11 protein-coding genes and 1 pseudogene are annotated in these 12,552 nt (G+C 58.8%); 10 read left to right on the plus strand and 2 right to left on the minus strand.

All coding sequences use genetic code 11. The features are described from left to right. Window positions 1–79: 79 nt before the first annotated feature. A complete protein-coding gene (locus tag AB4N98_RS23625) occupies window positions 80–619 on the plus strand; it encodes a sigma-70 family RNA polymerase sigma factor (protein ID WP_017527236.1) in 540 nt (179 codons plus the stop codon). Continuing rightward, on the plus strand, window positions 619–1,551 hold the full coding sequence (locus AB4N98_RS23630; protein ID WP_460148947.1) for a FecR family protein: 933 nt from the start codon (window positions 619–621) through the stop codon (window positions 1,549–1,551). The genes AB4N98_RS23625 and AB4N98_RS23630 overlap by 1 nt, the downstream gene beginning before the upstream one ends. Here the strand turns inward: AB4N98_RS23630 and AB4N98_RS23635 are convergent. Continuing rightward, window positions 1,548–3,359, minus strand: coding sequence for a sigma-54-dependent Fis family transcriptional regulator (locus AB4N98_RS23635; RefSeq protein ID WP_017527238.1), 1,812 nt, complete (start codon window positions 3,357–3,359; stop codon window positions 1,548–1,550). The genes AB4N98_RS23630 and AB4N98_RS23635 overlap by 4 nt on opposite strands. 269 nt (window positions 3,360–3,628) lie before the next feature. Between AB4N98_RS23635 and AB4N98_RS23640 the strand changes: the two genes are divergently transcribed. The 8 genes and pseudogenes from AB4N98_RS23640 (at window position 3,629) to AB4N98_RS23675 (ending at window position 11,600) form a co-directional block, all read left to right on the plus strand. Further along, window positions 3,629–4,723 (plus strand): ABC transporter ATP-binding protein, encoded by a 1,095-nt coding sequence (locus AB4N98_RS23640; RefSeq protein WP_065877376.1) that lies wholly within the window; start codon window positions 3,629–3,631, stop codon window positions 4,721–4,723. Then, on the plus strand, window positions 4,723–5,820 hold the full coding sequence (locus AB4N98_RS23645) for an ABC transporter ATP-binding protein (RefSeq protein ID WP_460148948.1): 1,098 nt from the start codon (window positions 4,723–4,725) through the stop codon (window positions 5,818–5,820). The genes AB4N98_RS23640 and AB4N98_RS23645 overlap by 1 nt, the downstream gene beginning before the upstream one ends. Then, window positions 5,817–6,683 (plus strand): carbohydrate ABC transporter permease, encoded by an 867-nt coding sequence (locus AB4N98_RS23650; protein ID WP_017527241.1) that lies wholly within the window; start codon window positions 5,817–5,819, stop codon window positions 6,681–6,683. Before AB4N98_RS23645 ends, AB4N98_RS23650 begins: the two co-directional genes overlap by 4 nt. A 10-nt stretch (window positions 6,684–6,693) precedes the next feature. Continuing rightward, window positions 6,694–7,494: a carbohydrate ABC transporter permease gene (locus AB4N98_RS23655; protein ID WP_017735079.1), complete on the plus strand. Its 801-nt coding sequence runs from the start codon at window positions 6,694–6,696 to the stop codon at window positions 7,492–7,494. A 10-nt stretch (window positions 7,495–7,504) separates the two neighbouring features. Continuing rightward, the gene (locus AB4N98_RS23660; protein ID WP_003232363.1) at window positions 7,505–7,777 is read left to right on the plus strand and encodes a DUF2160 domain-containing protein; all 273 of its coding nucleotides are present in this window, start codon (window positions 7,505–7,507) and stop codon (window positions 7,775–7,777) included. Between the two features lie 32 nt (window positions 7,778–7,809). Next, the gene (locus AB4N98_RS23665; RefSeq protein ID WP_065877374.1) at window positions 7,810–9,552 is read left to right on the plus strand and encodes an ABC transporter substrate-binding protein; all 1,743 of its coding nucleotides are present in this window, start codon (window positions 7,810–7,812) and stop codon (window positions 9,550–9,552) included. A 624-nt stretch (window positions 9,553–10,176) separates the two neighbouring features. Then, window positions 10,177–10,476: pseudogene (locus AB4N98_RS23670) on the plus strand (isocitrate lyase/phosphoenolpyruvate mutase family protein); the annotation flags it as partial. A gap of 32 nt (window positions 10,477–10,508) precedes the next feature. Further along, window positions 10,509–11,600, plus strand: a complete 1,092-nt coding sequence (locus AB4N98_RS23675; RefSeq protein ID WP_026067219.1) for a bifunctional transcriptional activator/DNA repair enzyme AdaA — start codon at window positions 10,509–10,511, stop codon at window positions 11,598–11,600. Between the two features lie 301 nt (window positions 11,601–11,901). Here the strand turns inward: AB4N98_RS23675 and AB4N98_RS23680 are convergent, their stop codons facing one another. Continuing rightward, on the minus strand, window positions 11,902–12,396 hold the full coding sequence (locus tag AB4N98_RS23680; RefSeq protein WP_460148949.1) for a DUF6622 family protein: 495 nt from the start codon (window positions 12,394–12,396) through the stop codon (window positions 11,902–11,904). Window positions 12,397–12,552: the final 156 nt, after the last annotated feature.

Raw genomic sequence — 12,552 nt, forward strand, 5'->3', positions numbered from 1 at the left:
TCCGGCCCTTGCCCCGTCATCGTTTTACTGGCATTGTTTGCGCAATTGGTAACATTTCCCATTTGAGAAATTTTTGCGCATGCATGACATTCCGGCCGCGCTGGGCGACTCCGTGCGCCAGCAGACCCTTACGGCGATGTACCGCGAGCACCACGGCTGGTTGCATGGCTGGCTGCGCAGAAAACTCGGGTGTTCCCAGCACGCCGCCGACCTGGCGCACGATGCGTTCATTCGTGTGCTGATGCTGGCCGAGCCACAACACATCCAGGAACCTCGGGCCTTCCTGGCCACCACGGCGGGGCGCCTGTTGATCGATGGCGCGCGTCGACGCCGTATCGAAAAAGCCTACATGCAAGCGCTGGCCATCCAGTGTGAAGACGCCGGCATGCCCGACCCGGCCGCGATCCATGTGGCGCTGCAAGCGTTGGAGCGTATCGCGGAAATGCTCGCCGGTTTGCCAGCCAAGGCCCGCGAGGCCTTCCTGTTAAGTCGCCTCGACGGGCTGACCTACAGCGAAATCGCCAGCCGCCTGGGCGTGTCCTCCGGCACCGTCAAAAACTATATTTCCAGCGCCCTGGTGCACTGTTACCACAGCCTGCATGCGGCCGACCCGCTGTGATGAGTTCCGAACAGATCATTGAGCAAGCGGCGAATTGGCTGACACGCCTGCACGACGAAGACGTCACGGAAGCCGAGCGCCAGGCCTTCAACACCTGGTGCCAGGCCGATCCGCGCCACGCCGTGGCAATTGAACGCATGCGCGGCCTTTGGTGCAGCCTCGATACCTTGCCCGCGCAGCCGACGCGCGTGGCCCTGAATCGCGCGTTTAGCGCGCAACGCCCACGCAGTGCCCAAGTGTTGGGCTTGCTTGGCGTGTTGCTGTGCGGTTGGTGGGGCCTGGAGCACCTGCCGGTGTGGATGGCCGACCAGCGTACCGGCGTCGGCGAGCGTCGGCAGATCGCCCTCGAAGACGGCAGCCAATTGCAGCTCAACAGCAACTCTGCGGTGGATGTGCAATTCGACGGCCACCAACGGGTCCTCCAATTGCTGCAAGGCGAACTCTGGGTGGACGTGGCCAAGGATGCCCAGCGGCCGTTCGTGGTTCGCACCGACCAGGGCACGGCGACCGCGCTGGGTACGCGTTATCTGGTCAAGCGCGCGGCAGACGGCACCACGGTGGTCACGGTGATCGAGTCCACCGTGGCGGTCAAAGGTCAAGCGCAGGACGCAGTCAAGGTCACCGCCGGCCAGCGCGCCGTGCTCAAGGATGGCCACGCCATGCCCGCGCAAAACACCGGCAATGCCGACCCGGACGCCTGGACCCGTGGCCTGCTCAAGGTCAACGACCAGCCCCTGAGCGAGGTCTTGCAGACGCTGGCCAGCTACCGTCACGGGGTGGTGCGCTTCGACTCCCAGGCCTTGGGCGATCTGCGTGTGTCCGGCGTGTTCAAGCTGGACGACACGGCGGCGGCGCTGGCGGCCCTGGCGGATAACCTGCCGATCCAGGTGGAGTACTTCACCGACCTGCTGGTGGTGGTCAAGCCGCGCTAACCTTGGCGCAACCGCTTGTACAAGGTGTTGCGACTCACCCCCAACTCGCGCGCCAGGTGGGAGATATTCCCGCCCGCCGCCTTCAGGCGCTCGTTCAGGTCGATGCTGTCATCCAGGTATTCACTGGCAGTTGGCGGCGGGGCCACATTCAAGTCCACAAAAAAATCATCCGGCAGATGCTCCGGGCGGATCGGTTGTTCCTCGGCCATTGCCAGCGCCACCTGCAGCACGCTGCTGACCTGGCGCAAATTCCCCGGCCATGGATGCTGTTCGAAAAGCGCCAGCACCTCGCTGCTCAGGCCGGCCCATTGGGTCGGTTCGCGGTGTTGCTGCCACAGTTGCTGAAACAGCGCCTGCTTGTCGCTGCGCTCGCGCAAGGGCGGCAACTCCAGCGTCAGGCCGCCGATGCGGTAGTACAAGTCTTCACGGAAGCGCCCGGCTTGCACCCATTCGCGCAGGGCGCGGTTGGTGGCCGAAATAATGCGCAGGTCCACCGCAAACAACTCGCTGCTCCCCACCGGTTGCACGCAACGCTCCTGCAATACGCGCAGCAAGCGGGCCTGGGTCGGCAGCGGCATATCGCCGATCTCGTCGAGAAACAATGTGCCCTTGTCGGCCTTGCGGATCAGGCCGATGCTGCCTTTTTGGTTGGCACCGGTGAACGCACCTTTTTCATAGCCGAACAGTTCCGATTCCACCAGTTCTGCGGGAATCGCCGCACAGTTCACCGCGATAAAGGCCTGCCGGCTGCGGGAACTGGCTTGGTGCAGGGCTTTGACGAACACCTCTTTGCCCACGCCGGTTTCGCCGTGGATCAGCAGCGGGATGTCTTTTTCCAGCAGGCGCTCGGCCTGACGCACGGCTTTTTCCACGCGAACATCGCCGAAATGCAGAGTCTTGAGGCCAATCGCCGCTGGTTTTGGCGCAGCAGGCTCGCTGAACACCCGCGCCTGCACCGGCATTTGCTGGGGGCGTTTCAACACGCACTGGAACCGATTGCGTCCCGCCGCCTGCAACGAAAACGGCAAGCCTTCCGGCTGGTTGAGCAATTCCAGCAATGACACCTTGAACAAACTGTCGATCATCACCCGCGACAGACTGATGCCCAGCAGGTTGTCGGCGCGCCGGTTGGCCGACAGCACCTGGCCGCTTTCATCGAAGATCAACAGGCCGGCCCACTGGCTGTCGAGGTTGCTCAAGCCGGTGTTGAAGGTCAGTTGAAAATGCTCGTCGCGAAACAGGTTGAGGATCAGCCGGTTTTCCACGGTCTGGCTCATCATCTTGACCATGCCCAGGGTGTGGGAGGGCGGCAGGTAGCTGTCGCTGGACACATCCAGCACCGCAATGATTTCACGTTGCGCATCGAAGATCGGCGCCGCCGAGCCGGTCATGAAGCGGTTGGCCTTGAGGAAGTGTTCGTCGTGTTCGATATGCACCGCCTGGGCGCAGGCCAGTGCGGTGCCGATCGCGTTGGTGCCGCTGCAGCGCTCCTTCCAGCTGGCGCCGGCGCTGAAGCCACGGGCCAGTTTGGGCTCGATAAAGCGTTGAGTGCCCCACGACGTCAACACCTGGCCCTGATTGTCGGCCAGCATGATCAGGCAATTGGAATTACTGAGGATGTTCTCGTAGTAGGGCAGCACCTCCTGGTGGGTGGTCTGCACCAGGGAGTGCTGGCTTTCCAGCAATTGGCTGATGCCCTCGGCCGGCAACTGGTCGAAGCTGGGCGTGCTCTGGTGGTCCAGGCCAAACGCGCGGCAACGGCGCCAGGAGTCCTGAATGATGATGTCGTGGGGCAGCGGTTCGGCCATAGTGACCTTCTTTTTATTGTTATGGGGGCTTGCACGATCTACTGGTTGGATCCGGGGCTTGCCCCTCCCAGTTGTGCTCCAGTGCCCATAAAGTGTTGTTCAGAAGTGTTCATTGTCAACCCCCAACCTGTTCAGTTGTTCAGCCAGATTGTTCACTCTCGAACACCGCTTTTACCCCATTTCCTTACGGATCAAGCACCTGCCGTTTTTGGCATGAAATTCGCTCTGACGACTGGCCAGTTTCATTCCAATAATAAAAAGGTCGTGTCATGTCATTGACCCTGGAACATGTCTCCCGCGTCGTCTCCGGCCAAACCTGGATCGACGACGCCACCCTGCGTTTCGAGCCCGGCTCCTTCAACGTATTGCTTGGCCGCACCCTGTCCGGCAAGACCAGCCTGATGCGCCTGATGGCCGGCTTGGACAAGCCCGACAGCGGCCGCATTCTGATGAACGGCGTTGATGTCACCCACAAACCGGTGCGCCTGCGCAACGTCTCGATGGTGTATCAGCAGTTCATCAACTACCCGACCATGACCGTGTTTGAAAACATCGCCTCGCCGTTGCGCCAGGCCGGTGTGTCCAACGAGATCATCCAGAGCAAGGTGCAGGAAACCGCCAGGATGCTGCGCATCGAGAAATTTCTCCAGCGCCACCCGCTGGAATTGTCCGGTGGCCAGCAGCAGCGCACGGCCATGGCTCGCGCACTGGTCAAGGATGCCGAGCTGATCCTGTTCGACGAGCCTCTGGTAAACCTGGACTACAAACTGCGCGAAGAGCTGCGTCAGGAAATGCGTGAGCTGTTCCAGGCCCGCCACACCATCGCCATCTATGCCACCACCGAACCCAACGAGGCCCTGGCATTGGGCGGCACCACCACCATCCTTCACGAAGGCCGGGTGATCCAGAGCGGCAAGGCCGCCGAGGTGTACCACCAGCCGCAGACGGTGCTGGCGGCCGAACTGTTTTCCGAACCGCCGATCAACCTGATGCCGGGACGTATCAGCGGCAACGAGGTGAGCTTCGCCAACTTTGTGCACTTCCCGCTGAATGTCGACCTGCGCCCCATCGGCGAAGGCGAATTCCGCTTCGGTGTGCGCCCCAGCCACATCAGCCTGGTGCCGAGTAACGACGACGACCTGGAGTTGGCAGTCACCGTGGAAGTCGCCGAGATCAGCGGCTCGGAAACCTTCCTGCATGTGCGCAGCGAGCACTTCCTGCTGGTGCTGCACTTGCCGGGGGTGCACGAATACGACGTCGACGCGCCGATCCGCGTGTATATCCCCACCCATAAACTGTTTGTGTTCGATGGTCAGGGCCGTTTGGTCCAGGCCCCCGGACGCCGTGTCGCGAGGGTTGCCTGATGGCCGAGATCCACTTGCAGAACCTGGCGCACAGCTACAGCCCTACGCCGAATGGTCCGGAGGACTACGCCATTCGGGAAATGAACCACGTGTGGGAGCAGGGCGGCGCCTACGCATTGCTCGGCCCGTCCGGCTGCGGCAAGTCGACCCTGCTCAATATCATCTCCGGCCTGCTCAGCCCGTCCGAGGGCCAGGTGCTGTTTGACACCCAAGTGGTCAACGACCTCACGCCGGAGAAACGCAATATCGCCCAGGTGTTCCAGTTCCCGGTGGTGTACGACACCATGACGGTGTTCGACAACCTGGCCTTCCCGCTGCGTAACCAGGGCATGGCCGAGGCGAAAATCCACAGCAAAGTGCAGGAAATCGCCGAAGTCCTCGACCTGCAAAACCTGCTGACCAAAAAAGCCCGCAACCTCACCGCCGATGAAAAACAAAAAGTCTCCATGGGCCGCGGCCTGGTGCGCGACGACGTATCGGCGATCCTGTTTGACGAGCCGCTGACGGTGATCGACCCGCACCTGAAGTGGAAGCTGCGGCGCAAGCTCAAGCAGATTCACGAGCAGTTCAATATCACCATGGTCTACGTCACCCACGATCAGCTTGAGGCTTCCACCTTCGCCGACAAGATCGCGGTGATGTACGGCGGGCAGATCGTGCAGTTCGGCACGCCACGGGAACTGTTCGAGCGACCCAGCCACACCTTTGTCGGTTATTTCATCGGCAGCCCTGGGATGAATCTGATCGAAGTGCGGGCCGAGGCGGGCGGGGTGCAATTTGCCGGTACCCATCTGCCGTTGCCCGAGGCGTTGCAGCGACGCATTGCAGCGACGGACTACACCAAGCTGCAGGTGGGCATCCGCCCGGAATTTATCCACGTGTGGGACGAGCATAACCCCGACGCCATGCAGGCCAACGTCACGCACCTGGAAGACCTTGGCACCTACAAGATCATGACCCTCGACCTCGACGGCGCAACGCTCAAAGTGCGCCTGGCCGAAGACAAACCGGTGCCCGAGAGCCAGGCCTCCATCAGTTTTCCCGCGCAATGGCTGATGCTGTATGCCGACGACTACCTGCTGGAGGTGCAGCCATGAACAAGGTGCAGAACAACAAGGCCTGGTGGCTGGTATTGCCGGTATTCCTGCTGGTGGCATTCAGCGCGGTGATCCCGATGATGACCGTGGTCAACTACTCGGTGCAGGACATCTTCGACCAGTCCAGCCGCTACTTCGTCGGTGCCGACTGGTACAAACAGGTGCTGCTCGACCCGCGCCTGCATGACTCGCTGCTGCGCCAGTTCATCTACTCGGCGTGCGTGCTGTTGATCGAAATACCGCTGGGCATCGCCATCGCCCTGACCATGCCCACCAAGGGCCGCTGGTCGTCGTTGGTGCTGATCGTGCTGGCAATTCCGCTGCTGATCCCGTGGAACGTGGTGGGCACCATCTGGCAGATCTTCGGCCGTGCCGATATCGGCCTGCTGGGTTACAGCCTCAACGCCCTGGGCATCAGCTACAACTATGCGGCCAACACCATGGACGCCTGGGTCACCGTGCTGGTGATGGACGTGTGGCACTGGACCTCATTGGTGGCGCTGCTCTGCTACTCGGGCTTGCGCGCCATTCCGGACGTGTACTACCAGGCCGCGCGGATTGATCGGGCCTCCGCCTGGGCGGTGTTCCGACATATCCAACTGCCGAAGATGAAGAGCGTGTTGCTGATCGCGGTGATGCTGCGCTTTATGGACAGCTTCATGATCTACACCGAGCCGTTCGTCCTTACCGGCGGCGGGCCGGGGAACGCCACTACGTTCCTGAGCCAGACATTGACCCAGATGGCCGTAGGCCAATTCGACCTGGGCCCGGCGGCGGCGTTTTCCCTGGTGTACTTCCTGATCATCCTGTTGGTGTCCTGGCTGTTCTACACCGCCATGACCCATTCCGACGCCAACCGCTGAGGCCGCCAACATGAGCAAGCGCAAAGTCATACCGCTGCTGATCTACATCCTGTTCCTGCTGGTGCCGATCTACTGGCTGCTGAACATGTCCTTCAAGAGCAACACCGAAATCCTCGGCGGGCTGACACTGTTTCCGCAGGATTTCACCCTGGCCAACTACAAGGTGATCTTCACCGACCCGAGCTGGTACACCGGCTACCTCAACTCGCTGTACTACGTGAGCCTGAACACGGTGATCTCCCTGACCGTGGCGCTGCCGGCAGCCTATGCCTTCTCGCGCTACCGCTTCCTGGGCGACAAGCACCTGTTCTTCTGGCTGCTGACCAACCGCATGGCGCCGCCGGCGGTGTTCTTGCTGCCGTTCTTCCAGTTGTATTCGTCCATCGGCCTGTTCGATACCCATATCGCGGTGGCCCTGGCGCATTGCCTGTTCAATGTGCCGTTGGCGGTGTGGATTCTGGAAGGTTTCATGTCTGGCGTGCCCAAGGAAATCGACGAAACCGCCTACATTGACGGCTACTCGTTTCCCAAGTTTTTCGTGAAGATTTTCATCCCGTTGATCGGCTCCGGCATCGGCGTCACCGCGTTTTTCTGCTTCATGTTTTCCTGGGTCGAGCTGCTGCTGGCGCGCACGCTGACCTCGGTCAACGCCAAGCCCATCGCGGCGGTCATGACGCGCACGGTGTCGGCATCGGGGATCGATTGGGGCGTGCTGGCGGCGGCGGGGGTGTTGACCATCCTGCCCGGCATGCTGGTGATCTGGTTTGTTCGCAACCACGTGGCCAAGGGCTTTGCCCTGGGCCGGGTCTGAGGAGTCGATGATGGAATGGATGGCCTGGACCACCCCCACTGCACTGTTCTTTGGCGGCATCGCGCTGATTCTGGCGGGCATGACCACCTGGGAACTGCGTTCGCCGAGCATCCCTCGGCGTGGGTTTCTACCGATCAGCACCACCCGTGGTGATCGCCTGTTTATCGGTCTTCTCGGCAGCGCCTACCTGCATTTGCTGGTTATCGGCGTTACCGACTGGAGCATCTGGGTGGCGTCCGCGCTGTCCCTGGTATGGCTGTTGAGCGTGATGCGTTGGGGCTAATGCCCTTATGAATAAACCCCCAGGAGGTCTCTATGTTGAATAAAAACAATAAGCTGCGACATAGCATTTCATTGGCCGCCGTACTGGCCCTCAGCGGTTTGAGCGCCACGGCGTGGGCCGATGCGTATGAAGATGCCGCGAAAAAATGGATCGGCAGCGAGTTCAAACCGTCCACTCTCACCGAAGCCCAACAGCTCGAAGAGTTGAAATGGTTTATCAAAGCGTCGGAACCGTTCCGTGGGATGAAGATCAACGTGGTGTCGGAAACCCTCACCACCCACGAGTACGAATCCAAGGTGCTGGCCAAGGCCTTCACGGAAATCACCGGGATCAAGCTGACCCACGACCTGCTGCAGGAAGGCGACGTGGTGGAAAAGCTGCAAACCCAAATGCAGTCCGACAAAAATATCTATGACGGCTGGGTCAACGACTCGGACCTGATCGGCACGCACTTTCGCTACGGCAAGACCGAATCCATCACCGACCTGATGGCTAACGAAGGCAAAGACTTCACCTCGCCGACCCTCGACCTCAAGGACTTTATCGGCCTGTCGTTCACCACCGCGCCGGACGGCAAGATCTACCAGTTGCCCGACCAGCAGTTCGCCAACCTCTACTGGTTTCGCGCCGACTGGTTCGAGCGTCCGGAGCTCAAAGCCAAGTTCAAGGCAAAGTACGGCTACGACCTCGGCGTGCCGGTGAACTGGTCGGCCTATGAAGACATCGCCAAGTTCTTCACCGAAGACGTCAAGGAAATCGACGGCAAGCGTATCTACGGGCACATGGACTACGGCAAGAAAGACCCGTCCCTGGGCTGGCGCTTCACCGATGCGTGGTTCTCCATGGCCGGTGGCGGCGACAAGGGGTTGCCCAACGGCCTGCCGGTGGACGAGTGGGGCATCCGCGTGGAGGACTGCCACCCGGTGGGCTCCAGCGTCACCCGCGGCGGCGACACCAACGGCCCGGCCGCTGTATTTGCCACGCAAAAATACGTGGATTGGATGAAAGCCTACGCGCCACCGGAAGCGGCGGGCATGACCTTCTCCGAATCCGGCCCGGTGCCGTCCCAGGGCAATATCGCCCAGCAGATCTTCTGGTACACCGCGTTTACCGCCGACATGACCAAAGCAGGCCTGCCGGTGGTGAACGCCGACGGCACGCCGAAATGGCGCATGGCACCATCGCCTGTCGGACCTTACTGGGAAAAGGGCATGAAGAAGGGCTATCAGGACGTAGGCTCCTGGACCTTCCTCAAGTCGACGCCGGAAAAACAGAAACTCGCGGCTTGGCTGTATGCGCAGTTCGTGACCTCCAAAACCGTGTCGCTGAAGAAAACCATCGTCGGCCTGACGCCGATTCGTGAGTCCGACATCAATTCCCAAGCCATGACCGACATGGCGCCCAAACTCGGCGGCCTGGTGGAGTTCTACCGCAGCCCGGCACGGGTGGAATGGACCCCGACCGGCACCAACGTGCCGGACTACCCGCGCCTGGCGCAACTGTGGTGGAGCAATATCGCCGCCGCCGCCAGCGGCGAAAAAACCCCGCAACAGGCGCTGGACAACCTGGCCAAGGAACAGGACGCGATCATGACGCGCCTGGAACGCTCCAAGGTGCAACCGGTGTGTGGCCCGAAAATGAACCCCGAGCGTGACGCGCAATACTGGTTCGACCAACCGGGTGCGCCGAAGCCGAAACTGGCCAACGAGAAGCCTAAAGGCGAGACGGTGACCTACAGCGACCTGCTCAAATCGTGGGAGGCGGCGCGTAAGTAAACGCGGCGGGAAAGGCCTGAATGGCACGCTAGCGTGCCGTTCAGGCCAAGTTGCTGGCTTGGAGAAGCTGGCAGAAATCTAAATGTGGGAGCAACTGTCTGGATGACCCTAACGTTGGCATCGCTTTTTAAGACAGCCAAGCTCCCACAGCTCTCAAGCCGTGTGACCTTCAACCACACATCGCTGCCGATTTAGGCTAGCCGCCGTAAATGAGCCCGATGCCCTTAACTGAGCAGGCGTTCGACCTTTTCGCGGTCTAGCCTGTTGACGCTTTCGCGAATCAGCTGCTCTATCGCGTTCACAGCCTTGCTCAAGTAGTCGATATGGCTCTGCAAAGCCGGTTACTTCGCCGCAGGAGGCTGTTTTCAGGCGCCTTTTGTTATCGTCCCTCTGCTGAGCGAAGGTAAGCGTCCGGGGAAGTCATCTATCCGATCCCTGCGATGACTGGATGTGTACGGCAACGTCTTTCAGCACGCTTTTGCTTAGGTATTCACCCCTCCCTAACCCGCAAAAACTATATTCGCTAGCTCTTAAATCACTGTCGATTTCTCGGTGGAGACGTCGCTGCAGTCAGCTTACGATAGCGCGATCTGCACCTGTCTTCTCTCACCGGGGTACCACTGAATGACGCCACTAAGTGCGGTTTTCCGCAAACTTCACCCAGCTAATTTGTTGGTACTCGCCAACGTGAGCGATGCTGGCAGCGCACGTATGGTCGAAAGTGTTGGGAGTAAGGCAATCGCGACCAGCAGCGCCGCCGTTGCTTGGGCGCATGGATACCAAGATGGCAATCAACTTCCCCTAAAACTGCTGACTACTACAGTTGAGTCAATGGTTCGAGTGCTTACAGTTCCCCTCACGGTCGATGTCGAAGGGGGCTATTGCGACGACCTCGCCGCTGTTTCCCGCATCTCGAAAGCGATTTTTACCCCCATTCGATGACGAGGCTACGGTCTATGAGATCTTACAATCACGCTCTTCCGCCCAGAAGCGAGATGGTGAATGCGATGCTATGCAGTGATACCGCCTATGAGGGCGTTTTTTTCACTGCTGTCAAAACTACAGGTATTTTTTGCCGCCCTACATGTAGTGCACGTAAGCCAAAGCCCGAGAATGTAGAGTTTTTTTCGCAGGCTAACGAAGCGATGGCAGCAGGTTATCGGCCTTGCTTACGATGCAAGCCATTGGATCTCGCAGCTTGCGCGCCAGATTGGGTCAAGGCGCTACTGGCCTCTGTATCTGCATCACCTGACGCTCGCTGGAGTGATGCTGACCTAACTACGCGTGGTATCGATCCGTTACGCCTACGCAGGTGGTTCAAACAAAATTTTGGCATGACTTTTCATGCATGGATCCGTTCTAGAAGGCTCGGTGTTGCCCTAGGCCGGATTTCTTCGGGCGAAACGCTGGATAACACCGCATTTGACTTAGGGTACGAGTCATTGAGTGGCTTTAGAGATGCTTTCAAAAAAACATTTCAGATGCCCCCTGGTAAGGCAGCTGAAACGTCGCTCCTGCTATATCGCCATTTGACTACACCGTTGGGCCCAATGATCGCCATGGCAGAGGAGCGAGGTTTGGTACTCCTCGAATTTCTTGACCGCCCGGCCCTAACCGCTGAATTAAACGAACTGCGTGGGCGTCATGGGTATTCAATCGCACCGGGTGAGCATGTCTACATCAAGCAGATCGAAGTTCAATTAAAACTTTATTTTGATGGAAAGCTAAAAAGGTTTTCAGTACCGCTCCATATGCCAGGCAGCTCTTTTGACAGGCTTGTGTGGGCAGAGCTTCTAAAAATCGACTATGGAACTATTTCAAGCTACGGTGCCATCGCTAGGGGCATCGGTAAGCCAGGTGCAAGCCAAGCAGTGGGCAATGCAAATGGACACAATCGCTTATCCATTGTCGTCCCCTGTCACCGTGTCATAGCGACAAATGGTGCACTCGCCGGATATGGCGGAGGACAGCCCCGGAAAGAGTTTTTACTGCATTTGGAAAAAACTGCTTTGCAGATGACTCAACAGAACGAACTCCTGTTGAGTTAGTTGCTAGTCAGAATATACGCAGACACAAAGACTCCTCAGCGCGTCTTTTGTAAAGCTCCTTGGGTGTCGACCTTGGGCATCAACTGCGCAGCCAGTGTGCGCAGTTGTTCGGGGTCGAGTTCGACCTCCGTCCCACGATGGACGCCTGGCCAATGAAACTAACCTTGGTTCAAGCGCCATCCTGCAAGCCGCATAGCTCAAGCGTTTGAAGTTTGCCAAGCGCAGTGAGCAGATGAGTCCTGATCAGGCCGGCCTGCTTGACCTGATCGATACTGATATCGCGGTGATTGAGGCCGAGCTATTAGATAACACGAAGCTCTAACCATTTACGGTAAAAGCTTGTAGCACGACCGCAAAAAAGACCTACGGTAAATCCCGATACAGTGCAGGCGATTAAGAGGATTTGGACATCATTCGAGCGCTCGGGATGAACGGCTGCTTGATAGCCAATAAAATATCTCACGGCAAAGAAAAGCAGGTATATCGCGAGAATTTTCCAAGTCCCCGGCACGACAAGTCGCCTTCCGGCATCGTCAAGAGTTAGGCAACGCGTAGGGAACAACAATAATGCAGTGGCGCTCCCTACAGCTATACCTGTTAACCACGCGCTTAACGTCGTCGTGAGATGACCGCTGTAGTTAAGTGAAAAAAGTGACCAAAATACAAAGATACAAGGTGTAATAAGCAGAAAGGTCGGGCTCTCTCGGGTAGGCCGTAGAGCTTTGAATCCGTAATAACAGATCAGTAGAAAAACGCCGAAAACCCAGAGGGGGGTACCTTGTAGAATTTCAAGCATCGCCTTTGGAGTCCTTGTCACTATTTCGTGACTTTATGCTTACATTAGCTTGGGGGCGCAGTCACGTAAAAGCTTGTCTGGGAGCTAGCGCGCTGAGAGTATTAATGGATTTCGTAGCGCGATGTTAACCGACAACCAAACAGACAAACAGACGCG

This window comes from Pseudomonas sp. S3_E10, from assembly GCF_054667615.1.

Excerpts from the sequence above, each read along its gene's own strand:
- AB4N98_RS23660 (WP_003232363.1), top strand. The coding sequence starts at position 7,505 with ATGGAATGGATGGCCTGGACCACCCCCACTGCACTGTTCTTTGGCGGC.
- AB4N98_RS23640 (WP_065877376.1), top strand. The coding sequence starts at position 3,629 with ATGTCATTGACCCTGGAACATGTCTCCCGCGTCGTCTCCGGCCAAACC.
- AB4N98_RS23635 (WP_017527238.1), bottom strand. The coding sequence starts at position 3,359 with ATGGCCGAACCGCTGCCCCACGACATCATCATTCAGGACTCCTGGCGC.
- AB4N98_RS23665 (WP_065877374.1), top strand. The coding sequence starts at position 7,810 with ATGTTGAATAAAAACAATAAGCTGCGACATAGCATTTCATTGGCCGCC.
- AB4N98_RS23680 (WP_460148949.1), bottom strand. The coding sequence starts at position 12,396 with ATGCTTGAAATTCTACAAGGTACCCCCCTCTGGGTTTTCGGCGTTTTT.
- AB4N98_RS23675 (WP_026067219.1), top strand. The coding sequence starts at position 10,509 with ATGAGATCTTACAATCACGCTCTTCCGCCCAGAAGCGAGATGGTGAAT.
- AB4N98_RS23630 (WP_460148947.1), top strand. The coding sequence starts at position 619 with ATGAGTTCCGAACAGATCATTGAGCAAGCGGCGAATTGGCTGACACGC.
- AB4N98_RS23625 (WP_017527236.1), top strand. The coding sequence starts at position 80 with ATGCATGACATTCCGGCCGCGCTGGGCGACTCCGTGCGCCAGCAGACC.
- AB4N98_RS23645 (WP_460148948.1), top strand. The coding sequence starts at position 4,723 with ATGGCCGAGATCCACTTGCAGAACCTGGCGCACAGCTACAGCCCTACG.
- AB4N98_RS23655 (WP_017735079.1), top strand. The coding sequence starts at position 6,694 with ATGAGCAAGCGCAAAGTCATACCGCTGCTGATCTACATCCTGTTCCTG.
- AB4N98_RS23650 (WP_017527241.1), top strand. The coding sequence starts at position 5,817 with ATGAACAAGGTGCAGAACAACAAGGCCTGGTGGCTGGTATTGCCGGTA.